Raw genomic sequence first — 21470 nt, forward strand, 5'->3', positions numbered from 1 at the left:
CTACCGAACAGGGAGCAAGCAATGTTCAACTCAGCTAACGAAACGCACTTCAGCCTGACTGTCGAAGACTACGTCGGCGACCTGCAAGTGCTGTCGTTCACCGGCACCGAAGGCATCAGCCAGCCGTATCGCTTCGACCTCGAACTGGTCAGCGAAAACCCCGATCTGGACCTGGAAAAACTCCTGCACAAGCAGGCGTTCCTGGCATTCGATCCGCAGGGCAGCGGCATCCACGGCCAGATCTACCGCGTTGCCCAGGGCGATGCCGGCAAACGCCTGACCCGCTACAAAGTCTCCCTGGTGCCGCACCTGCAATACCTGCATCACCGCACCAACCAGCGCATCTACCAGCAGATGTCCGCGCCGAAAATCATCGCGCTGATCCTCGAAGAACATGGCATCAAAGGCAACGCCTACAACTTCCAGCTCAGCCAGCCATGCCCGGACCGCGACTATTGCGTGCAGTACGACGAAACCGACCTGCACTTCGTCCAGCGCCTGTGCGAAGAAGAAGGCATTCACTACCACTTCCAGCACAGCGCAAAAGCTCACCTGCTGGTGTTCGGCGACGACCAGACCGTGTTCCCGAAACTCGGCCAGCCAACGGCGTACGTGCAAGGCAGCGGCATGGTCGCCGACGAACCGGTGATCAAAGGCTTCAAACTGCGCCTGGAAACCCGCACCAGCCGCACCACCCGCCGCGACTACGATTTCGAAAAACCACGCCTGCAACTCGAAGCGGCCTACAAACCCGATGTTCAGAGTGACGAACCAGACCTTGAAGACTACGACTACCCCGGCCGCTTCCTAGACCGTGCGCGCGGCAAATTTCTCAGCCAGCGCGTCCTCGAACGCCACCGCGCCGACTACCAGCAAGCCGAAGGCCACGGCGACCAGACCCGCTTGATCAGCGGCCACTTCCTGGAAATGTCCGACCACCCACGCACCGAGTGGAACGACCTCTGGCTGCTCACTGAAATCGTCCACGAAGGCAAACAGCCGCAAGTCCTCGAAGAATCGGTGACCAGCGACACCACCGACAACAAAGACGACTTCCACCAGGGCTACCGCAACCGCTTCCTCGCCACCCCATGGGCCGTGTTCTACCGCCCGGCGCTGGAACATCCAAAACCCCGCGTACTCGGCAGCCAGACCGCCAAAGTCACCGGCCCCGCTGGCGAAGAAATCCACTGCGACCAATACGGCCGCATCAAAGTGCAATTCCACTGGGACCGCGAAGGCCAGGCCGACGACAAAACCAGCTGCTGGATGCGCGTCTCCTCAAGCTGGGCCGGCGACCGCTACGGCGCCATCGTCATCCCGCGCATCGGCATGGAAGTCCTCGTCACCTTCCTTGAAGGCGACCCCGACCAACCGCTGGTGACTGGCTGCCTGTACCACAAGGAAAACCAGGTTCCCTACGACCTGCCGGCGAACAAGACGCGCAGCGTGTTCAAAACCCTCAGCTCACCGGGTGGTGGCGGGTTCAATGAATTGCGGATTGAGGACAAGAAAGGGGCGGAGCAGATCTTTATTCATGCCCAGCGGGATTGGGATGAAAACATCGAACACGACCAGAAGATTCGCGTCGGCAATGAACGCCACGACACGGTGGTGAAGAACACCTACACCGAGCTGAAGGCTGAAGAGCATCGCACCACTGTGTCCGACCGTAAGGTTGAAGCGCGAGTGGATGATCACCTGACGGTTGGGCAGAACCAGCATGTGAAGCTCGGCACTGCACAGCTGACTAGCGTTGGGAAAGAGATTCACCTGAAGGCTGGGGCGAAAATCGTCATCGAGGCCGGCTCGGAACTGACCATCAAGGGCGGTGGCAGCTTCATCAAACTGGATGCCGGCGGCGTGACCGTGGTCGGTCCGATTGTGAAAATCAATGCCGGCGGTTCGGCAGGCTCGGGAACCGGAATCGGCATCAAACCGCCGATACTGCCGGGCGCAGCGGACAAGGACATCGCCGGCGCCGTGCCACCTCAGGCGCTCGGCAACGCGCCGATGGCACCGCCCCCGGTTTGCAAGGAATGCCTGGCCCGGGCCAAACGTAACGCCCAGGCCCTGGCCGCACGATAAAGGACGACTTCATGTACACAAGCAACGTGCACTGGCTGGATGAGTTATGGGTCAACGCCCAGCAATTGAAACAGTCGCACCTCGACCTGTTGATCGACGCCACAAGCCTCGACTACCCGCTGCTGCAAGAACTGGCGGAGCAGCCCGACGGGACAAAACTGGCCAAGCTGTTTGAAAACACCCCGGAAGTCGCCATCGCTGATTTCGGCCCGCTGCTGCTGCGCGTCGACACGGCCCAACGAGCCTGGCTGAAAACCTTCATCAGCGCCGTCGACTGCAACAAACACGTCGTCGCCCTGTTCAGCCCTTGGGCGTTCGATGCGCTGGCCGAACACCTGCGCGGCTACACCCAGGCAAAATGGAACCAGGGCCGCTCCGAAGGCGTGCTTCGCTACTACGACCCGCGCATGCTGCTGCCCGTCGCCGAAACCCTGACCCCGGTACAAAGCAACGCCTTCCACGCCGCCGTCATCTCCTGGCACTGGCTCGACCGCGACCAACATCCACAAAGCCTGCCCGGCAACTACGTCCGCCACGCCCCCACACCGGCCAACGGCCCTGTCATGTTCGACCACCCACAAGTCGCCAACCTGCTCGCCTGGACCGAAGCCGACGCCTACCGCGTCGACCGCTGCGCCGTGCCGCAGAACTACGGCTTGAGTCGTAATGAGAGCCTTATTCGTCATCTGTATCGCAGCCAGATCGCGGCGAATCAGAAGGGGTTGAAGGAACCGGAAGAGCGGGAGCCGTTTATTGAACAGTGGTTGGTGGAGAATTCGCCGTTTGTGATTGATGAGCCGCCGAAGGCGTTGATTTGATGAGCGGGGGTGCTTGTGGGCCGGTTGAGGTTGCGGGGGCGGCGATGTCTTTGTGGTGGGTTCGTGGGTGGGTTTTGATGGGGTTGGTGGTAGTGAGTGGGTGCCGTGCTGGACCTGAAATGGTCGGTGCTCCTATTACTGGTTATAACCATACATCTGCAGAAATTATACGGTTCAGTATTAATGGGGCTGGTGGCCCCCGAATCCCACCAAATGCCGGTGGAGGAGCTGAAGTTTGCTGTGGCGTACTTCCTGTTCAGTGGAATCTGGGGCTTAGAGCGATTATCGAGTGGGACAAAGATCCAAATCCTTACGAATCGGTCGAGCGTGACCAGTACGGACAAATTACAAAAGAGATAGTTGCTCGTCATTCAGCTGGCTACTCTCACCATAAAACGACGGTCGAAATTCCTAAGTACGCTAAAGAGCTTTGTGCTTTGCAGGTTCATTTTTTGCCGTGTGATCAGGTGCGGGTTTCTACAACTTGCTACACGCCTTCAAATCCGAAGTATCCCGATCGGGCCTATTTTGACGTTAAGGAGTCGGTGGCATGTTCGGTTCTTTGATTGGTTTGATTGATCGTATCGGATCAATGAGAAATGTTGGCCTTCTGTTGCTAGGCATGCTCGCCGTGAGTGGATGTGGCAGCAGCCGGACCGAGATGTTGGGTACGTCGGTGTCCGGGTACAACCACACTTCTGCGGCCATTAACCGGTTTAGCATTAATGGGGGAGGAGGACCAAACATTGGACCTTTTCAGGGTGGTCTTGCCTCTCAGGTTTGTTGCGCCGTTATCCCTGCTGTCTGGACACCGGGGTTGAAAGCGGTTGTGAAGTGGGAGAAAGATCCTGACCCATATGCTCAGATCCGACGCGACCAAAATGGCCAAATCGACACTGATGCTTACAGGCGTCATGCAGCAGACTATTCATCGCATGAGGCAGTCGTTGAAATCCCTAAATACGCTGAAAATATTTGCGCGTTGCAGGTTCATTTCTTTCCGTGTGATCAAGTGCGGGTTTCGACCACATGCTTTACGCCGGAACACCCGGACTATCCCGATCATGCATATTTTCAGTTAAAGGAGTCCACGGGATGTTCGGTTCTTTAAAGAGGTGCGGGTACATAATATCGAGAGCAGGAAAGACGGTTTTAACTCGCGATCAAATACGTACATTTACAGGAAGCAACGAACCCGGTTCTCCGGGTGTTTCTTTAACTACCCGATGAACATGGAGGAACCGAAGGTATGCCCGCTCACATAAAGACAGGTATCAGTGCGCGAATGTTCGCAAGGTTTATGACCTGCGCATTTTTGCCATGGCCTCAAACGCCTAAATTTAATAATCAAACTAATCTCCGTTTCGCAAACATTTTTATTTTTCTCACCGGTTTATTGGTCCTGAGCGGCTGCCAAGCCGAGTCGAAGATGCTCTCAGCACCGATCACTGGCTATAACCATACCTCGGCAGCAATTAACCGCTTTACCGTCAACGGTGCCGGTGGACCGAACCTTGGTCCGCAGTTGGGGGGAGGTGCTGAAGTTTGTTGTGGAGTGCTTCCTCGGATTTGGACCCCCGGACTTAAAGCTATAGTCGAGTGGCAAACAGATCCTAATCCTCATGCATCAGCAACATGGACTGAGCGCCCTTACTCAGACGCATGGCGTAAACGCATGAGTGAAAAAAAGCAAAAGTATTCGAACCATAGATCCGTAGTCGAGATTCCCCAATACGGAGAGCAAGTCTGTGCATTACAGGTTCACTTTCTCCCTTGTGATCAGGTCCGCGTTTCGACTACATGCTTAACACCTTCAAACGAAAATTATCCAGACAAAGCCTACTTCCAAGTTAAGGAGCCTGCCTCATGCTTGAGTCGCTAACTAGTGCTGGACCAAAACTTTCTCCAGTCACTGGAATGGTTGCCCCATTTTTTCCTGAAAACCGGCGTCTGCCTACTGATCCGGGACAGTTGACAAAAAACATTAACCTACAAAAGCGAGATGAGGTTGCGTTCGGAAATCAACAGCGGAAAAAAACCGAAGCGTCAGGTGCTGCTTACAGTGGGTTGCCATGTTGTAAAACTCTGCACATCACCATTGCATTCGACGGTACCAACAACAACGACGACGCGGATAGCGCATCGGTACCTTCATCAAGTAGCAATATTGCTCGGCTTTTTCACGCCAGTTTGGGAGGGAATCCGGCAACTGAAGACCAAGGGTTTTTCCGGTACTACAGCCCTGGAGTAGGCACGGTGTTTCCCGATATTCGCGAGTACTCTCCTAGTGATGGCGGCTTGATGTTCGCGAGTGGTGGCGAAAACCGTATCAATTGGGGACTAACACGGCTAATTGACGCAGTGAAGCAGACGATCGATGGAAGTCGACTTGGATTGCCCGAAACTCAAGCGCTTCTAGATTCAATGGCCACTGGGCTCACTACATTCCTAACGGGCGGTTTACTTGAGAATGGGGAGAAGAAACGTGAAGCCGCCTTGCGTCCAGAAATCCAAAAACTAGAAGAAGCTTTATCCAAACGTAGCGATGCAGAAACAAAGCCACATATTCTTGCTATGCGTCTTTATGTTTACGGATTCTCACGTGGAGCAGCGCAAGCGCGAACCTTTGCGAATTGGCTACAGGCGCTAACTCGCACACAAGGTTCAGAAGGACAAATCGAGTATCGTTTCGCCGGTTTACCAATATCTATCCAGTTTCTTGGCATCTGTGACACAGTCGCAGCTGTCGGTATGGCCGACAGCATGCCATTTGCTGCGGGGCATATGGGGTGGGCGGACGGTACCATGCGCTTACCTGACGAATCTTTGGCAAAGTGTATGAGTACCGCTCTGCCAGATGATTGTCACTTTTTAAAGCGCTGCGTACATCTGGTATCAGCACATGAGCAACGTGCCAGTTTTCCTCTAGATTCTATACGGCGTAGACCAAAAAACGCCGAAGGTAAGCGTGATACTAGTCAAGCCTCTGGCTATCGTGAAAATACCGTTGAGTTTCTTTACCCCGGTGTTCATTCGGATGTGGGCGGTGGGTACTCGCCTGGAAACCAAGGTAAAGCTCTCCCAGGTACAGCTTTTTTACTCTCTCAGATTGCCCTGCAACACCTTTTCGCAGAAGCCTTTCAGTTTGGTGCCCCGCTACAAGTTCCTCCCTTAGTGCGACAGGAGGGGCTCCATGAAAAATGGCGTGCGATGACAGATGAAGTTTGGGAAGAGTTTGACGTTTCTGACGAATTAATTAAACGCTTCAACGCGTGGCAGTCTCAAGTCAAAGTCGGCACCCTCGAAGAAATGATCAAGCGAGAGCAGGCACTACTTACAGGCTGGCGCATCGACCGTTATGCCGGTGGCCTGGCGCAGCGTGGTTTCTTTGCGAACGTCGACAAAGACATGCCCGTGGCTCAACAGGATGCATGGAAAGCGATCTATGCACGTCGCTCCGCTGAGTCTGCTGCCGCCGCCCAAGGGCAGCCGCTGCCGACGTATACCGAGGCGCAGGAAAAAGAATATCAACTGAATGTTCAGATTGTCGGAGGCCAGGAAAAGGTCGACAACATTCGTCTGGAAAAAGCCTTCGATCCACCCCTGGACCAAGTACAGCTATTGGGTGCTGCTGCTGAATTCCGCCATGACTACCTCAAAGAATGGGGCATTTTGGATGACTGGAAAATCGGCAGCACGATCATTGATATGTTGGTTGGCGGCACGGTCTACGCGATCAACGAGGAGGATGAGGCCGAGGAGTACAACTACCTGTACGACAATGGCACGGCGCGTTACAAGGAGATGTTCAGCGCACCAAACAAAGTACGGCAGGGCCAGGAAGACCTGGTTGCACTGTTCGATGATCAGGTTCACGACTCTCGTGCATGGTTTATGAACACATCCGGCATTGGTCCCCGCGAACCCTTTACGGATTACTTCCGCATACGTCTGGTGCATTTCGATAACGAGTCCAACAAGCAACTGTCTCTGGTTGCCACAGCGGGTCGCGTCATCGGTATCGGTATCGCGGTGGCCAGTATTGGCTTGAGCATTAAAAAGCGTGATCCGCGAATGTTGCTGGCACTCCCTCTCATGAACGTGGCTCGTCCTATTCTTACCGGGAAGGTTGGTTTACCTGAGATCAGCGCGTTCGATCCGCTTACCGGTATTGCAATACCAATGCTCGATAACCTGGACTCTCTACGGACCTTCACGAAGGCGCCGGGTGATTTGGTTGCCAAAGTCGCAGCCTTGCCACCGCTGAAACCATTGACCGAAGCAAACGCGAACACCCCGGCGCTGCAGAAAATTCTGGTAGCCCATCAGGCGCTTGAAGCAGTCGAAGCTGCTCGCAAGAAAGACGTGGGTGCATTGGCCGGTATGCTGGCGAATGCGGCGAACGAAGAGGACAAGCCCAGTGGCTGGCTCGACTTGGTGGCTGATCAGGCCAGTAACTTGAAGTCGTCTGAAAAGAACGTGTAGCTGTACAAAGATATGGGCGGCTTTGGTGAGCAGCCCTTTTAGTTTGGTGCCCAATTACCCTGACAAAGCCTGTTTTGAAGTGAAGTAACCAAAGGTTTGTCCGGGTTCCTGAGCCAGAAAAGAACACGGCCCCGATTGTTGGCAACATCAATCGGGGCCGTTTTTGTTTGCTTGGTTAGCCAGTTCCGTCTTACGCCTTGGCGCGATGCTCTTCCGAGGGCGCCGAATCAATGTGGTCCAGCGCTCGCTCCACCAACAGATGCACGCCATCCGCCATTCTGCTAAGTGCCAGGGCGATTGAGCGGCGGGAGCCTTCTACACCGTCGGCCAGGTCGGCGGCGATGGCGCTGATGGACAGCAGGTCTTCCGAGGCGTTGGCCAGGAGGGTTTCGGTGTGGACGTCAGGGCAGACCATGAAGAGCGGGCCCATGCCTGTAGAGGGTTTTTCTTGGTGCGGAGCGAAGTGATGGTCGAGGGCGCGTTCGGCGGCTTCGTGGAGTTTTTTGGAATCTAAGGATTCGTAGGGGGAAGTGGCTTCATTTTCGGGCGATTTGGATGTCGGATTGGTCATAGGTGTAAATCCTTGGAGTTAATAAAATGTTTTCTCCGATTTCGGACTTGCACATCCGGTCGCCGATTTCGCGGCGACGGGCAAAGGTTATCGGTGAAGTCAAAGGTTGCCTAGTTCATGGACAGCTCGGCGTTTAGCAGGAAATGTCTGATAGGGGTGAGCGTAGAAAGCTCAAAAGAGCACGGCTTTTAAACAGAGTCGTTTAGTCAATGACTTGGTAGTCATCAGCGTCAAAAATACCGGCATCTTCTTCTAACACTACGCAACAGTGGCGTTCTCACTCGAAGCCGCTACACTGCGCCGGCCGTTCATTTTTCTCTTGAGGCTGCACGCATGAAATTTCGTTTTCTTCTGTGGATGCTGGGTTTGTTGATGGGTAAGGCCAGTCGGACCAATCCTGCGTTTCAGCAGCAGTTGGGTGACAAGGAATTGGTGTTCCAGCTACAGACCCTGGACGGGAAAGTGGCGCGGCATTTCTTTGTGAAGGATCAGCGGATTACCAGTAAGTCGGGCGTGTATGCCGAGCCGGCGTTTGCGATTGCGTTTAAAGATGCGGCGTATGGCTTTGCCACGATGCAGGCGAAGAACAAGCAATTGGCGTTTATGACGGGGATTCAGGACAAGTCGATTCAGATCAAGGGGAATCCGGCGCTGGTGATCTGGTTTCAGGGGTTGACCAAGTATTTGAAGCCGAAGAAGGCCAAGCCGAAGGCATAGGTCCTTCAGACAGTTCGCCGGGGTTCTTCGAGAGCAGGCTCGCCTCTTCAGCCATCCGGTTCAGGAGGCTCGAGGGTATCGAGTGGCAGGGCTCGGTACGTCTTGTAGATCTGCTGGACTTCCGGATTGTCCAGGCTCTCGTAAGTGATACCTTCCTTGTCGAGACCATCCAGGCCCCTGATGCCGCTGATCGTTGCTGGCCAGTCGTCGCGACTGGATATATCGACGATGAACGGTTTCAGGTAGTTATCGAGATATTCCTCACAAGGTTCTCGGATCTCGTCGCTGAGTGCCCGCAGGTAGTCGTCTTTGTTTGTCTTGGACCAGTCGATGGCGAACCTGGCCCGATAGCAGAGCTCCATGAAGACCAATAGGATCGTGCGTCCATTGCCGTCGAGGAAGGGGTGGGCGAAAGCCAGCTGCCCCATCACCCCGCCGGGATGATCTTTGAAGCGTTTCTTGTCCGCTGCCAGCTTAAGCGCATAGTCGACAGACATTTTGATGGTGTCCGGGCGCTCGAAGACTGTGCTTCGGGGATCGTCATGGGAGCCCTTGAAGACTGCCAGGTGAGGGACAAGCTCGTTCCGGTCTTTTCCTGCCCAGTGATAGAAGCCGGAGAACAGGATTTCGTGAACGTTGAGTACTGCCTGGTAATCGATTGGCTTTTTTTTGGCCAAATAGGCAAGCGCATCTTCGATGCTTAATTCGAATGAAAGATGCTCTGACTCTTTTACTTCGGTGGGATCTTTCAGTTGCAGCGAATTTTGCAGATATCCAGCCGTTTCGAAGTCGCCGAACGGATCAAAAGTCATGCGCTTTGTTTCTTTGAGCGTCTTTCCTGAAGGTAGCGTCCTTGCAGTGCCATGGTTTCAGACTTGCTCAGAACGCCTTTCTTCTTGAGGTTTACGAGCAATTGTTCGACGCCGTCCAACTCAACGACATCGCCTGCCATACGAGTAATGGTCACCGCCATGAGGCTCATGCCGTCAGGATCAGCAGAGACCATGTGATCTTTTGCAAGCTTGCGGACTTGGCTTGCAACACTGACAGCAGCTGTTTGGGTCATCAGAAAGCCCTCTATTTGCAGTCAAATCATAGCAGGGCACTTGCTCGTTGTCCTAGCTGGCCGATAGCCGCGGATTGAGCGAAAAACAAGCAGGCGGGGATTCAGGACAAGTCGATTCAGATCAAGGGCAACCCGGCGTTGGTGATCTGGTTTCAGGGGTTGACCAAGTATTTGAAGCCGCGGAAGGCGAAGGCTGTTGCCAAGGTTTGAGGTGGTCAGGTAGACCGAGGTGGATTCTTCGCGAGCAAGCCCGCTCCCACATTTGACCGAGTGTGGGAGCGGGTTTTTTATGCCTGGGTGAATTGCGACGCGAGTTCGCGCAGCAGCACTTCCGCTTCAAGCACTTTGCTGACGACGTCGTTGGCTTTGTCGCGGGTCAGGCCGACGCGCTCCAGCAGGGCATCCGGGATGTCTTCATCCGGGCCGGAGCCGATGCCGCGGCTGCGCAGCAGGCGCACCGCCAGGCACACGAGGTTCGGGTATTCAGCGTAAGCACCGTCATAGTTCGGGTCGTGCTGGAAGCGCAGCGCGGTGGCCAACTCATCGGGCATGTCCCAGTAGCGCATCAGCCATGAGCCGATCTGTTCGCGGCTTATGCCGAGCAGGTGCTGTTCGACGTAGCTGTGGCACAGGTGCGGGTTGACCTCCAGGTGGCGGCAGATCAGCGAGAAGTGCGGCGGGAACACGTGGGCCAGTAGCAAGTAGCCGAAGTTGTGCAGCAGGCCGGCGAGGTAGGTCAGGCCGGCTTCCGGGCGCTGGGCGCGCGGCATGGCGCGGGTCAGGCCTTCGATGACGGCGGCGGTGTAGATTGATTGTTGCCAGTACGGCGTGGTGTGTTGCGGGTGGTCTTTGGGCAGGCTGAGGGTTTTGCCCAGGGCCAGGCCCAGCGCGAGGTTGATCACCAGGTCGAAACCCAGCACCCGCACGATGGCGTCTTCAACGGAGCGAATCTTGCCCGGCGAGGCATAGTACGGCGACGCTGCCCAGCTCACGACTTGTGCGGCCAGGGCCGGGTCTGTTTCGACGACGCCGGTGATGTCGTCGATGGTGGCGTTGGGGTCGACGCGCAGTTTGATGATTTTCTGCGCGGTTTCGGCCAGCGGCGGAATTTCGATGGTCGATTCCAGGCGTTGCTGGATGCGCCGCGCGGTGAACGCTTGAACGGCTTGGGTGATTTCCTCGCGGTCATCGTCGGGGCGGTCGAGGTTCGGGCGGATGCTGGTCAGGTTTTCGCCGAAGCCAGCGGCGCTGGCCTTGGTCAGCATGCTCTTGAAGGCTTCGCTGGTGATTTCCAGCAATACGCCCGGCTCGCCCGAGTTGATCAGCAACTTTGGTTCGCGCAGCAGGCTTTCTTCGTACAGGCACGGCGAGCTTGTCAGCGCTGGCAGGCCGGGCAGCAGGCTCAAGCTGTGTTTGCCGAGCATCTTTTCCAGGCGCTCGGTCGACACGGCGGCGAGGCGGCGGCCAGTCAGTTCGGTGAGGCGGTTGAGGTCGAGCAATTGGCTTTGCGGAAACAGCACCATCAGCGCGCCCACGGCGTCGTCGAGCAATACCGCCTGCACTTTGCGTGAGGCGTTGAGGCCGTGGTGGTCGAGGACTTCTTCGTAGGTGATGCCCAGTTTGGCGAGCAGCAACCGAATAACAGACGGAGCGTGCGGGGTTTCGGGGACGAGGGCAGCTTCAGTCATGGTCTGTATCCGTATTCAAACAATTGCAGGAGTATAACCAGCTTGGTCAAAAGCATCGTCCAGAAACTGCGACGGTGCTCACACTTGGCCGTATTGCTGCCCATGGCGCAGCCAGCGGTCGAGCAGCGGGCTGACGTGATCCGGCCAGCGCTCCAGCAATGCCTGGGCGGCGTCGCGCACGGCGGGTAGAAGATCGGCGTCGCGCATCAGGTCGGCGACCTTGAATTGCAGCAGACCGGTTTGCCGTGTGCCGAGCATTTCGCCGGGGCCGCGCAGTTCGAGGTCTTTTTCTGCGATGACAAAGCCGTCGTTGGTCTCGCGCATGATGCCCAAACGCTGACGGCCGATTTGCGACAGCGGTGGATGGTAGAGCAGCACGCAATGGCTGGCGGCGCTGCCTCGACCGACACGGCCGCGCAATTGGTGCAGCTGCGCGAGGCCGAGGCGTTCGGGGTTTTCGATGATCATCAGGCTGGCGTTGGGGACGTCCACGCCGACTTCGATCACGGTGGTGGCGACCAGCAGTTGCAGGTTGCCGGCCTTGAATTCGGCCATCACGGCGGCTTTCTCGACAGGCTTCATGCGGCCGTGAATCAAGCCGACCTTCAACTCACCGAGGGCGGCGGTGAGGTCCTCAAAGGTGGTTTCGGCGGCCTGGCAGGTCAGCTCTTCCGACTCTTCGATCAGCGTGCACACCCAATAGGCCTGGCGCCCTTCGGCACAGGCGCCGCGCACCCGTTCGATGACTTCGACGCGCCGGGTGTCGGTGACCAATACGGTGTTCACCGGGGTTCGGCCGGGTGGCAGTTCGTCGAGGATCGAAGTGTCGAGGTCGGCGTAGGCGCTCATGGCCAGCGTCCGAGGAATCGGCGTGGCGGTCATGATCAGCTGATGCGGGCACATCCGCCCGCCGACGCCTTTCTGCCGCAATGCCAGCCGTTGCTGCACGCCGAAACGGTGCTGTTCGTCGATGATGACCAACGCGAGGTTCTTGAACTGCACTTCGTCCTGGAACAACGCGTGAGTGCCGACCACCATCGGCGTGCCACTGGCGATCTGCTCGAGCGCAGCCACGCGGTTCTTGCCTTTGAGCTTGCCGGCCAGCCACGCGACTTCAATGCCCAGCGGTTCGAGCCAGCGCTTGAAGGTGATGAAGTGCTGCTCGGCGAGAATCTCGGTCGGCGCCATCAACGCGACTTGGTAACCCGCTTCCAGTGCCTGAAGCGCGGCGAGGGCGGCGACCACGGTTTTACCCGCGCCGACGTCGCCCTGAATCAGCCGCAGCATCGGTTCGTGCTGACTGAGGTCGTAGGCGATTTCGTTGCCGACGCGTTGTTGGGCGCCGGTCGGTGCGAAGCCGAGGTTGGCCAGATACTTGGCCGGAAGCGTCGTGGCTTTCGGCATCGCCGGCGCACGCAGTGAACGCATGCTCTCGCGCAGGCGTTGCTGCGACAGTTGATGGGTCAGCAGTTCTTCAAAGGCCAGACGGTGCTGCGCCCAGTGATGACCGAGGGCCAGTTCGTCGACGTCGGCATCGGCGGGCGGGTGATGCAAGTAACGAATCGCATCGGCCAGCGGCGCCAGTTGATAGTCCCGCGCCAACTCTGTCGGCAGCCAGTCGGGCAGGCTGGTCGGGCCGAGCATCGTCAGGGTTTGCATGCACAGTTGGCGCAAACGTTGTTGGGTCAGGCCTTCGGTGAGCGGGTACACCGGCGTCAGGGTTTCATCCACCGGCGGCGGCTCGTCGCCGGTGATGGCGCGGTATTCCGGGTGGTAGATCTCCAGCCCCGAGGCACCGGGCCGCGCTTCGCCGTAGCAGCGAATTCGCGTGCCGCGTTTGAGGCCTTCTTTCTGGGCGTTGCTGAAGTGGTAGAAGCGCAGGCTGAGCCCGCCAGTGCCGTCCTGCAAGCGCACGACCAGGCTGCGGCGTCGACCCATGACCACATCGGCGCCGCTGACGGTGCCTTCGATCACGGCGTCTTGCCCGGGGCGCAAATGACCGATCGGGACCACGCGGGTGCGGTCCTGATAACGCAACGGCAGGTGAAACAGCACGTCCTGGAGATTTTCCAGGCCGACCTTGGCCAGTTTCTCGGCCATGGCCTCGCCGACACCCTTGAGTGCCGTGACCGACACTTGCGACAACTCGGTCATGACAGCAGCTTAAGCCGCAACCACCGGCGCGGGCGGTTTTGCCACCGAGCACAGGCGAATGGAGTCAGCGAGAATTTCAATCGCCTTAGGACGCGGGAAGCTCGCGCGCCAGGCGATGGCCACAGTGCGGAACGGCACCGGTGCTGTGAGTGGGCGTACTTCGATCACGCCGGGGGCGTAATGATGGCTGTCCACTGCCGAGAGCGGCAGGATCGAAATCCCGAGCCCCGAGGCGACCATGTGGCGAATGGTTTCCAGCGAGCTGGATTCCACCGTGGTGTGCTTGGCGCCGTCGTTGCCTTTGGTCAGGGTCGGGCAGGCTTCCAGCACTTGATCACGGAAGCAGTGGCCCTCGCCGAGCAGCAGCAGGCTCTTGTCGTTGAGCAGGGCGGCGTCGATGGATTCTTTTTGTGTCCACGGGTGTTGGGCCGGCATCAGGACGTAGAACGGCTCGTCGTAGAGCTGCAAGGTCAGGACGTCGGCTTCGTTGAACGGCAGGGCGATGATGATCGCGTCGAGTTCGCCGTTGCGCAGTTTGTCGCGCAGCACGTGGGTGAAGTTTTCTTCGATGTACAACGGCATCTGCGGGGCGACCCGATGCAGTTGCGGAATCAGGTGCGGAAACAGGTACGGGCCGACGGTGTAGATGGCGCCGACTTTCAGCGGGGCGGTCAGCTGGTTCTTGCCGGCCTGGGCCAGTTCGCGGATGCCTTGGGCCTGTTCCAGGACTTTTTGTGCCTGGGCCACGATGCCTTCGCCGACCGGGGTCAGGCGCACGGCGCTCTTGCTGCGCTCGAAAATCAGCACACCGAGTTCGTCTTCAAGCTTTTTCACGCCCACCGACAGGGTCGGCTGGCTGACGTGGCAACGCTCGGCCGCGTGGCCGAAGTGCTGCTCTTGGGCGAGGGTAACGATGTAGCGTAATTCTGTAAGAGTCATAGCGAGCGTCCATGAAGTTGCGGGCCAAGCATACCGGCTGCAATCGATAGACGCACGTTATCAGAGAGAGTGTGTCGAGTGACACCGGGTAATGCCGGTTTGCCGCTGGCGGATATGCGAAAGGCACCTTTCGGGTGCCTTTTGCAGGTATTTCGCTCGCTGAAGATCTCCTGTGGGAGCGGGCTTGCTCGCGAAAGCGGTGTGCCATCCAACATTGATGTCATCTGATACGGCCCCTTCGCGAGCAAGCCCGCTCCCACCATGGTTCAGCGGTGGATTAGCGGCGACGTTCCAGCGAATAAACAAACGGTGCAACAATTTCGATGGAACCGTTGTTCAGCATGTCGGCCGGGGGCTTGGGCAGCGGCTGGGCGCGTCGGATCATTTCCAGGGTCGCCCGGTCCAGATCGGCGTTGCCGGAGCGGCCCACCAGTTCGAACGACAACACGTTGCCTTCGCCATCCACCACGAAGCGCAGTCGGTTCAAACCTTCCTTGCCCCGCGCCTGAGCACTGGCCGGGTACTTTTTGTACTTGGCCAAGTGCGCAAGCAGGGCCCCTTGCCAGCTGGCCTTGGCCGCTTGCTGCGCGGGCGATGGGCCCGGTGCCGGTTGTGCGGATTTCTCCGTCGGTGCCTGGGTCGGTTGCGCGTCGCTCGGTTTTTCCTCGGACGGTTTCTCCTTCGGCGGCTCCGGCTTTTTCTCCACAGGCTTGGGCGGTTGAGGCTTTGGCTTGGGTTTGACCGGCTTCGGTACGGTGATTTCTGCCTTCGGCACTTCAGCCAGTTTCGGGATCGGCAGTTCTTCCACCGGCGCAGGTGGCTGCGGTGGCGTTATCACCTTCGGCGGGGCTGGCGGTGGCGGGGCCGGAACCGGCGCCAACTCAACCATCATCGCCTGCGGCGGCAGCTCGATGGGTGGCTGCGCGGTCCAGTTCATTGCCAGTGCAATGGCCAGCGCATGGACGCCCAGCACCACGGCCAGGCTCCCGCTGTAACGCGTCAGCTTATGGCGCGTCGTGATCATTTCTTGACTGCCGTCTCGAGTCCTACCAGACCCACCTTCAGGTAGCCCGCGGAACGCAGGTTATCCATCACGCTCATCAGGTCGCCGTAGTCCACGCCTTTATCGGCCTGGAAGAAGATCGTCGTGTCTTTCTTGCCATGGGTTTTGGCGTCCAGAGTGGCGCCGAGTGTTTCGGGCTTCACTTCGTCTTCGCCGAGGAACAGGCGCTGGTCAGCCTTGACGCTGAGGAACACCGGTTTCTCCGGCCGTGGCGCCGGTTTGGCGCTGGAGGCGGGCAGGTCGACCTTGATGTCCACGGTGGCCAATGGCGCCGCCACCATGAAGATGATCAACAGCACCAGCATCACGTCGATGAACGGCGTGACGTTGATTTCGTGGTTCTCGGCCAGATCGTCGTCTGCGCCTTCTTTCAAATGCAGGCCCATGGCCGATTACCCCACTTTCACCATGTGCGGTTGCGAGCTGCGCTCAGGCTGGTGGTCGAGGTCGCGGCTGACCAGCAACAGGACTTCTGCAGAGGCGTCGGACACTTGCGCCTTGTAGCCGGCGATGGAGCGGGCGAAGACGTTGTAGATCACAACGGCTGGAATTGCAGCCACCAGGCCCAGCGCCGTGGCCAGCAGGGCTTCGGCGATGCCGGGAGCAACGACGGCGAGGTTGGTGGTCTGGGTTTTGGCGATGCCGATGAAGCTGTTCATGATGCCCCACACGGTACCGAACAGACCCACGAACGGCGCGGTGGAGCCGATGGTGGCGAGTACGCCGGTGCCGCTGCTCATGTTGCGACCGCAGGCGGCAACCAGGCGCTCGAGGCGGAAGGCTACGCGTTCCTTGATGCCTTCTTTCTCGCGGCTGTTGGTCGACAGGCGCATTTCTTCCAGCGCGTCATGAACCAGCAGGTTGGCGAGGGTGCCGGCCTTGGCGGCAGAAGCGCTGGCTTCCTTGAGGGTGGTGGCTTTTTTCAGGTGAACGATTTCGTTGCGCAGGCGACGCTTGGCGCCCATCAGCTCGAAGCCCTTGGCGATCCAGATGGTCCAGGTGATGATCGACGCGATGGCCAGGCCGATCATCACGATTTTCACGATGATGTCGGCGTTCTGGTACATGCCCCACGGCGACAGGTCATGGGCCATGCCCAGGGAGTTGTCGGCTTCGAGGACTTGCGGAGTGTCTTCACTGGTAGTGTCGACTGCCAGGGTAGGTTCGGTAGCAGCCGGTGCGGCTTGCTCGGCTGGAGCGGGCGCGGTGGCGGCAGGGGTGGCGGGTGCTTGTGCGTCAGCGAAAGCGGCGGTTGGCGCCAGCATCAGGCTGAGCAACAGGGCAGCAACCGCGCCCCAGGCGCGAGGTCGATTGGTTGGCGAAGCGGGGAAATGATTGCGTGTCATGCTGGCCGGACCTGAGAGAAAAAGACGGTAGATGTTCTTCCAGGCCTCGAAGGCCGAGAACAAAAGTGGTGGGCATTATTGCAAGTAATTCTTGTTAACAAAAGTAATAGAGTATCTTTTTTTCCTGCATTACTAGCCGCTCGTCCATTGTCGGCGCTAGTCTGTGGCTTTCCGATAGGAGTTTTTCGATGTCCGCGCCTTCTGTTTTGATCGCCGGCTGCGGTGATGTCGGCAGTCGTCTGGCCACACAATTGCTGGCTGCAGGGTGGGAGGTCCATGGCTTGCGGCGTGACGTCTCGCGCCTGCCCAAGGGAGTGATCGGTGTTGCCGGCGACTTGTTCAACAAAGACTGCCCGGAAACCTGGCCGGTTGGTGCGGTGGATTACCTGGTCTATTGCGCGGCCGCCACCGATCACGATGAAGCCGGTTACCGTGCTGCATATGTCGAGGGCTTGCAGCATGTGCTTGAGTGGCTGGACGACTACGGACAGGTGCCCAATCGCCTGCTGTTCGTTTCCAGCAGCAGTGTGTATGGCCAGCAGGAAGGCGAGTGGGTCGACGAAACATCGCCGACCATCGCTGCCGGCTATTCGGGTCGACTGATGCTCGAAGCCGAGCAGATCGCCCTCAATAGCGGCATCCCGGCGAGCATCGTGCGTTTGACCGGCATTTATGGCCCGGGCCGTGAATGGCTGCTGACTCAGGTTCGTCGCGGATACCGGGTGGCGATTGATCCACCACTGTACGGCAACCGCATTCACGCGGATGACGCGGCGGGGTTGTTGGCGTATCTGCTTGAAGCCGATCGGCGTGGTGTGGCGCTGGATGACGTTTACATCGGCGTCGACGACGCGCCTGCACCGCTGGCCGAAGTGGTGGATTGGTTGCGTGAATACCTGGGCGTGACTGAATGGGCCGAGGATGCGAGCGTGCGACGCACGGGTAGCAAACAGTGCTGTAACGCGCGGGCGAAGGCCCTGGGCTGGACGCCAAGGTACCCAAGTTATCGTGAAGGTTACGCCGCCATTCTTGAAGGGCGCTGCTGACACTCATCACACTGTAGGAGCCGGCTTGCTGGCGATGAGGCCATAACATCCAACATCTTTGTTGGCTGATACGCCGCCATCGCCAGCAAGCCGGCTCCTACAGTTGTGTGTGGGCCTTAAGAGCTGGTTACTGCTTCTCGAGCAACCACTTGCGTTCACCCGGCGTGAACGATGGCATTTCGTCCGCCTGCGCGGTGTTCACGGCTTGCAGAATCTCCATTTCCTTGCCCTTGCGAGCAAAGATCCAGGTGTTGCCCTGGCCGTTCTGTTGCAGCCACATGTTGTCGTTACCACTGCTCATCGACGCGCAATCGCCCGCCAGGCACAGTGCATAGCGATCCGCACCCGGCAGGCCGGTCACCTGGCCGTCGGCCTGGAATTGCACGGTGCTGCCTTCACCGGGGCCGCTGACGACTTTCCAGCTGCCACCCATGTAGGCCGAATACAGCGCGCGTTCGAAGCTCGCGCCCATCGGTGCGCCATCCGGCACGGGAATCAGCGCCCGGTCGAAGACCTGCTCTGGCTCATTCTCGCTGGCAGCCTGGGTCAATTGCTTGCCATCACGCTTCAGCTCGCTGGCAGAACTGCCATAAAAGTCGACTTTCCAGGCGCCGGACGCTTCGCCCAACAGCTTGCCTTCGACATTTTCAAAACCGTTGGTGTAGCGGGCCTGGCCGGCCTTGGTGTTGACGTCCCATTCCAGGTTCGGGCCATAAGCCTGGAGCGCTTCACGCAGGGGGCCGCCTTTGGACGCAGCGTCGATCGCCACCTGATTGATCCAGGTGCCGCTGATGTCACGGTCGGCAGGGTTGCTGGCACATCCGCCCAAGAGTAGGGCGACCAGCGAGAGGGCTAGCGCTTGGCGCATGGTGGAATCCTTTCAAGACAGAATCGGCGCAGCCCTGGGACTGCGCCGGACGTATTACTCGATGACCAGAATGGCATCCATTTCAACCTGCGAACCCTTTGGCAGGGCGGCTACGCCGATGGCGGCGCGGGCAGGGTAGGGTTGGTCAAAGTACTTGCCCATGATCTCGTTGACCTTGGCGAAGTGGCTCAGGTCGGTGAGGAAGATGTTCAGTTTGACGATGTCCTTGAACGAACCGCCAGCGGCTTCGGCCACGGCTTTCAGGTTTTCGAACACCTGAACGGTCTGGGCTTCGAAGCCTTCAACCAGTTCCATGGTTTTTGGGTCCAGAGGAATCTGACCGGACATATAAACGGTGTTACCCGCCTTGATCGCCTGGGAATATGTACCGATGGCGGCCGGGGCTTTGTCGCTGGTGATAACAGTCTTGGTCATGAATGACTCCTTGTAATAGGTTGGCTTAGGCACGCATGCGGGTGATGCGAATCACCCCGGTCAGTGCGCGCAGTTTCTTGATCACGCGGGCCAGATGCACGCGGTCGTGCACGCTGACCACCAGTTGGACCACGCTGATGCGACCGTCGCGTTCGTCCATGCTGATTTTTTCGATATTGCCGTCGGCCGCGTTGACGCTGCTGGCCAACAGAGCGATCAAGCCGCGCTGATGTTCCAGCTCGACGCGCAGCTCGACGTTGAATTCGCCGGTGACATCCTTGGCCCACGAGAGCTGGATGCATTTTTCCGGGTTGTGGCGGATTTCGCTGATGTTGCGGCAGTTGTCCAGGTGCACGACCATGCCTTTACCCGCGGACAAATGACCGACAATCGGGTCGCCCGGGATCGGTGTGCAGCATTTGGCGTAACTGAGGACCAGGCCTTCGGTGCCGCGAATCGCCAACGGCCCTTCCGCGCTTGGCAATTGTTCCCCTTCGCCGAGCAGGCGGCGGGCGACCACGTAAGCCATGCGATTGCCCAGGCCGATGTCTTCGAGCAGGTCTTCGATCAGTTCGAGGCGGTACTCGGTGAGCATCGCCTTGACGCGCTCGGCCGGGACTTTTTCCAGCGAGCTGTCGAAGCCATTCAGCACTTTGTTCAGCAGGCGTTCGCCCAGGCTGATGGATTCGGAGCGGCGTTGCAGTTTCAGCGCATGGCGGATATGGGTCCGCGCCTTGCCGGTGACCACGAAATTGAGCCACGCCGGGTTTGGCCGCGCACCGGGTGCGCTGACGATCTCGACCGTGGAGCCGCTTTGCAGCGGTTCGGACAGCGGTGCGAGGCGACGATTGATCCGACAGGCAATGCAGCTGTTGCCGACGTCGGTGTGCACCGCGTAAGCGAAATCGACCGCCGTGGAGCCTTTGGGCAGCTCCATGATCCGGCCTTTGGGTGTGAACACGTAGACCTCGTCCGGGAACAGGTCGATCTTCACGCTCTCGATGAATTCCAGCGAGTTGCCGGCGCGTTGCTGCATCTCCAGTACGCCTTTGACCCACTGGCGGGCGCGGGCGTGAGTGCCTTTGGGCTGCTCGTCACCGCTGGATTTGTACAGCCAATGGGCGGCGATGCCGTTGTTGGCCATCTCTTCCATTTCGCGGGTGCGGATCTGGATTTCGATCGGAACACCGTGCATGCCGAACAGCGTGGTGTGCAGCGACTGATAGCCGTTGGCCTTGGGGATCGCGATGTAATCCTTGAAGCGACCCGGCAACGGTTTGTACAAATTATGCACAGCACCCAGCACGCGATAGCAGGTATCGACCTTGTCGACGATGATCCGGAACGCGTAGACGTCCATGATCTCGTTGAAGGCCCGACGCTTGCCGCGCATTTTCTTGTAGATGCCGTAGAGGTGTTTCTGACGACCGCTGACCTCGCCCTGAATGCCGTCGATGGCCAGGCAGTGGCTGAGGGACTCTTCGATCTTGTTGACGATTTCCTTGCGGTTGCCCCGGGCGCGCTTGACCGCCTGGTTGATCCGCGCGGAGCGCATCGGGTGCATCGCCTTGAAGCCGAGGTCTTCGAATTCTATGCGGATGGCGTGCATGCCCAGCCGGTTGGCGATGGGCGCATAGATTTCCAGGGTTTCCTTGGCGATCCGTCGGCGTTTTTCGCCAGACAGGACTTCCAGCGTGCGCATGTTGTGCAGGCGGTCGGCGAGCTTGACCAGGATCACGCGAATATCGCGCGCCATGGCCATGGCCATTTTCTGGAAGTTTTCGGCCTGGGCTTCGGCTTTGGTCTCGAAGTTCATCTGGGTCAGCTTGCTGACGCCATCGACCAGTTCGGCCACGGTTTCGCCGAACTGCGCTTGCAGCGCTTCCTTGGCGATACCGGTGTCTTCGATCACGTCATGCAGCATCGCAGCCATCAAGCTCTGATGGTCCATGTGCATGTCGGCAAGAATATTCGCCACCGCAAGAGGATGCGTGACGTACGCCTCACCGCTACGGCGGCGTTGGCCGTCGTGAGCTTGTTCGGCGTAGAAGTACGCTCGGCGGACCAGATTGACCTGGTCCTTGCCGAGGTAGGTCGATAAGCGATCGGCGAGGGCGTCTATGCTCGGCATGATGAAACCTGCCGTTCGCTGTGACCCCGCGCCGTGCTACGTCGACCAGGCATGG

At 58.4% G+C, this 21470-nt stretch carries 20 protein-coding genes and 1 pseudogene; 9 read left to right on the top strand and 12 right to left on the bottom strand.

What is annotated here, in order from left to right:
• Positions 1–21 precede the first annotated feature (21 nt).
• The 6 genes from tssI to FBY04_RS21660 all read left to right on the top strand — a co-directional run bounded on the left by tssI (position 22) and on the right by FBY04_RS21660 (position 7391).
• Positions 22–2088: a type VI secretion system tip protein TssI/VgrG gene (tssI, locus tag FBY04_RS21635; RefSeq protein ID WP_145316796.1), complete on the top strand. Its 2067-nt coding sequence runs from the start codon at positions 22–24 to the stop codon at positions 2086–2088.
• 11 nt (positions 2089–2099) lie between these two features.
• Entirely contained in the window at positions 2100–2906 is an 807-nt protein-coding gene (locus FBY04_RS21640) for a DUF4123 domain-containing protein (protein WP_145316798.1), read from the top strand.
• 119 nt (positions 2907–3025) lie between these two features.
• Positions 3026–3472, top strand: coding sequence for a DUF3304 domain-containing protein (locus FBY04_RS21645; protein ID WP_256667109.1), 447 nt, complete (start codon positions 3026–3028; stop codon positions 3470–3472).
• Positions 3457–4017: a DUF3304 domain-containing protein gene (locus FBY04_RS21650; protein WP_145316802.1), complete on the top strand. Its 561-nt coding sequence runs from the start codon at positions 3457–3459 to the stop codon at positions 4015–4017. Before FBY04_RS21645 ends, FBY04_RS21650 begins: the two co-directional genes overlap by 16 nt.
• 189 nt (positions 4018–4206) lie before the next feature.
• Positions 4207–4788 (top strand): DUF3304 domain-containing protein, encoded by a 582-nt coding sequence (locus tag FBY04_RS21655; RefSeq protein WP_145316870.1) that lies wholly within the window; start codon positions 4207–4209, stop codon positions 4786–4788.
• A complete protein-coding gene (locus FBY04_RS21660; protein WP_145316804.1) occupies positions 4773–7391 on the top strand; it encodes a DUF2235 domain-containing protein in 2619 nt (872 codons plus the stop codon). Before FBY04_RS21655 ends, FBY04_RS21660 begins: the two co-directional genes overlap by 16 nt.
• A gap of 190 nt (positions 7392–7581) precedes the next feature.
• Here FBY04_RS21660 and FBY04_RS21665 read toward each other — a convergent pair whose 3' ends face one another.
• On the bottom strand, positions 7582–7962 hold the full coding sequence (locus tag FBY04_RS21665; RefSeq protein ID WP_145316806.1) for a DUF6124 family protein: 381 nt from the start codon (positions 7960–7962) through the stop codon (positions 7582–7584).
• 333 nt (positions 7963–8295) lie between these two features.
• Between FBY04_RS21665 and FBY04_RS21670 the strand changes: the two genes are divergently transcribed.
• On the top strand, positions 8296–8679 hold the full coding sequence (locus tag FBY04_RS21670; protein WP_084317752.1) for a helicase: 384 nt from the start codon (positions 8296–8298) through the stop codon (positions 8677–8679).
• 47 nt (positions 8680–8726) lie between these two features.
• On the opposite strand, the gene FBY04_RS21675 is transcribed toward FBY04_RS21670, so the two are convergent.
• Both FBY04_RS21675 and FBY04_RS21680 read right to left on the bottom strand, forming a co-directional pair.
• Positions 8727–9491, bottom strand: a complete 765-nt coding sequence (locus tag FBY04_RS21675; protein WP_145316808.1) for a Fic family protein — start codon at positions 9489–9491, stop codon at positions 8727–8729.
• Positions 9488–9745, bottom strand: a complete 258-nt coding sequence (locus FBY04_RS21680) for a hypothetical protein (RefSeq protein ID WP_084317754.1) — start codon at positions 9743–9745, stop codon at positions 9488–9490. Before FBY04_RS21680 ends, FBY04_RS21675 begins: the two co-directional genes overlap by 4 nt.
• 96 nt (positions 9746–9841) lie before the next feature.
• Here FBY04_RS21680 and FBY04_RS21685 point away from each other — a divergent pair.
• Positions 9842–9955, top strand: a pseudogene (locus tag FBY04_RS21685) (helicase); the annotation flags it as partial.
• Positions 9956–10032: 77 nt separating this feature from the next.
• On the opposite strand, the gene FBY04_RS21690 reads toward FBY04_RS21685, so the two are convergent.
• The 6 genes from FBY04_RS21690 to exbB all read right to left on the bottom strand — a co-directional run bounded on the left by FBY04_RS21690 (position 10033) and on the right by exbB (position 16935).
• Complete coding sequence (locus FBY04_RS21690; protein ID WP_145316810.1) at positions 10033–11433, bottom strand: aminoacyl-tRNA deacylase and HDOD domain-containing protein; 1401 nt, start codon at positions 11431–11433, stop codon at positions 10033–10035.
• Positions 11434–11511: 78 nt separating this feature from the next.
• Positions 11512–13587 carry an ATP-dependent DNA helicase RecG gene (gene recG / locus FBY04_RS21695; protein ID WP_084317756.1) on the bottom strand — a complete coding sequence of 692 codons (2076 nt, stop codon included), beginning with the start codon at positions 13585–13587 and terminating at the stop codon, positions 11512–11514.
• 9 nt (positions 13588–13596) lie between these two features.
• Positions 13597–14526 carry a hydrogen peroxide-inducible genes activator gene (locus tag FBY04_RS21700; protein WP_084317757.1) on the bottom strand — a complete coding sequence of 310 codons (930 nt, stop codon included), beginning with the start codon at positions 14524–14526 and terminating at the stop codon, positions 13597–13599.
• Positions 14527–14803: 277 nt separating this feature from the next.
• On the bottom strand, positions 14804–15550 hold the full coding sequence (locus tag FBY04_RS21710) for an energy transducer TonB (protein ID WP_145316815.1): 747 nt from the start codon (positions 15548–15550) through the stop codon (positions 14804–14806).
• On the bottom strand, positions 15547–15975 hold the full coding sequence (gene exbD, locus FBY04_RS21715; protein WP_084317759.1) for a TonB system transport protein ExbD: 429 nt from the start codon (positions 15973–15975) through the stop codon (positions 15547–15549). Before exbD ends, FBY04_RS21710 begins: the two co-directional genes overlap by 4 nt.
• Positions 15976–15981: 6 nt before the next feature.
• Positions 15982–16935 carry a tonB-system energizer ExbB gene (gene exbB / locus FBY04_RS21720; RefSeq protein WP_145316817.1) on the bottom strand — a complete coding sequence of 318 codons (954 nt, stop codon included), beginning with the start codon at positions 16933–16935 and terminating at the stop codon, positions 15982–15984.
• 188 nt (positions 16936–17123) lie between these two features.
• On the opposite strand from exbB, the gene FBY04_RS21725 reads away from it, so the two are divergent.
• Positions 17124–17981: an SDR family oxidoreductase gene (locus FBY04_RS21725; RefSeq protein ID WP_145316819.1), complete on the top strand. Its 858-nt coding sequence runs from the start codon at positions 17124–17126 to the stop codon at positions 17979–17981.
• 127 nt (positions 17982–18108) lie between these two features.
• Here FBY04_RS21725 and FBY04_RS21730 read toward each other — a convergent pair whose 3' ends face one another.
• The 3 genes from FBY04_RS21730 to spoT are packed head-to-tail and all read right to left on the bottom strand — an operon-like array spanning position 18109 to position 21415.
• Entirely contained in the window at positions 18109–18849 is a 741-nt protein-coding gene (locus FBY04_RS21730) for a hypothetical protein (protein ID WP_084317761.1), read from the bottom strand.
• 54 nt (positions 18850–18903) lie between these two features.
• Complete coding sequence (locus FBY04_RS21735; protein ID WP_003229509.1) at positions 18904–19284, bottom strand: RidA family protein; 381 nt, start codon at positions 19282–19284, stop codon at positions 18904–18906.
• A gap of 25 nt (positions 19285–19309) precedes the next feature.
• Positions 19310–21415 (bottom strand): bifunctional GTP diphosphokinase/guanosine-3',5'-bis pyrophosphate 3'-pyrophosphohydrolase, encoded by a 2106-nt coding sequence (gene spoT, locus FBY04_RS21740; protein ID WP_084317762.1) that lies wholly within the window; start codon positions 21413–21415, stop codon positions 19310–19312.
• Positions 21416–21470: the final 55 nt, after the last annotated feature.

The sequence above is a fragment of the Pseudomonas sp. SJZ080 genome, from assembly GCF_007828295.1.
In the GTDB taxonomy this organism is placed as follows: Bacteria; Pseudomonadota; Gammaproteobacteria; order Pseudomonadales; family Pseudomonadaceae; genus Aquipseudomonas; species Aquipseudomonas migulae_A.

What these genes read in the sequence shown, in the direction of transcription:
- tssI (WP_145316796.1), top strand. Translation starts at nt 22, where the DNA reads ATGTTCAACTCAGCTAACGAAACGCACTTCAGCCTGACTGTCGAAGAC.
- FBY04_RS21640 (WP_145316798.1), top strand. Translation starts at nt 2,100, where the DNA reads ATGTACACAAGCAACGTGCACTGGCTGGATGAGTTATGGGTCAACGCC.
- FBY04_RS21645 (WP_256667109.1), top strand. Translation starts at nt 3,026, where the DNA reads ATGGTCGGTGCTCCTATTACTGGTTATAACCATACATCTGCAGAAATT.
- FBY04_RS21650 (WP_145316802.1), top strand. Translation starts at nt 3,457, where the DNA reads ATGTTCGGTTCTTTGATTGGTTTGATTGATCGTATCGGATCAATGAGA.
- FBY04_RS21655 (WP_145316870.1), top strand. Translation starts at nt 4,207, where the DNA reads ATGACCTGCGCATTTTTGCCATGGCCTCAAACGCCTAAATTTAATAAT.
- FBY04_RS21660 (WP_145316804.1), top strand. Translation starts at nt 4,773, where the DNA reads ATGCTTGAGTCGCTAACTAGTGCTGGACCAAAACTTTCTCCAGTCACT.
- FBY04_RS21665 (WP_145316806.1), bottom strand. Translation starts at nt 7,962, where the DNA reads ATGACCAATCCGACATCCAAATCGCCCGAAAATGAAGCCACTTCCCCC.
- FBY04_RS21670 (WP_084317752.1), top strand. Translation starts at nt 8,296, where the DNA reads ATGAAATTTCGTTTTCTTCTGTGGATGCTGGGTTTGTTGATGGGTAAG.
- FBY04_RS21675 (WP_145316808.1), bottom strand. Translation starts at nt 9,491, where the DNA reads ATGACTTTTGATCCGTTCGGCGACTTCGAAACGGCTGGATATCTGCAA.
- FBY04_RS21680 (WP_084317754.1), bottom strand. Translation starts at nt 9,745, where the DNA reads ATGACCCAAACAGCTGCTGTCAGTGTTGCAAGCCAAGTCCGCAAGCTT.
- FBY04_RS21690 (WP_145316810.1), bottom strand. Translation starts at nt 11,433, where the DNA reads ATGACTGAAGCTGCCCTCGTCCCCGAAACCCCGCACGCTCCGTCTGTT.
- recG (WP_084317756.1), bottom strand. Translation starts at nt 13,587, where the DNA reads ATGACCGAGTTGTCGCAAGTGTCGGTCACGGCACTCAAGGGTGTCGGC.
- FBY04_RS21700 (WP_084317757.1), bottom strand. Translation starts at nt 14,526, where the DNA reads ATGACTCTTACAGAATTACGCTACATCGTTACCCTCGCCCAAGAGCAG.
- FBY04_RS21710 (WP_145316815.1), bottom strand. Translation starts at nt 15,550, where the DNA reads ATGATCACGACGCGCCATAAGCTGACGCGTTACAGCGGGAGCCTGGCC.
- exbD (WP_084317759.1), bottom strand. Translation starts at nt 15,975, where the DNA reads ATGGGCCTGCATTTGAAAGAAGGCGCAGACGACGATCTGGCCGAGAAC.
- exbB (WP_145316817.1), bottom strand. Translation starts at nt 16,935, where the DNA reads ATGACACGCAATCATTTCCCCGCTTCGCCAACCAATCGACCTCGCGCC.
- FBY04_RS21725 (WP_145316819.1), top strand. Translation starts at nt 17,124, where the DNA reads ATGTCCGCGCCTTCTGTTTTGATCGCCGGCTGCGGTGATGTCGGCAGT.
- FBY04_RS21730 (WP_084317761.1), bottom strand. Translation starts at nt 18,849, where the DNA reads ATGCGCCAAGCGCTAGCCCTCTCGCTGGTCGCCCTACTCTTGGGCGGA.
- FBY04_RS21735 (WP_003229509.1), bottom strand. Translation starts at nt 19,284, where the DNA reads ATGACCAAGACTGTTATCACCAGCGACAAAGCCCCGGCCGCCATCGGT.
- spoT (WP_084317762.1), bottom strand. Translation starts at nt 21,415, where the DNA reads ATGCCGAGCATAGACGCCCTCGCCGATCGCTTATCGACCTACCTCGGC.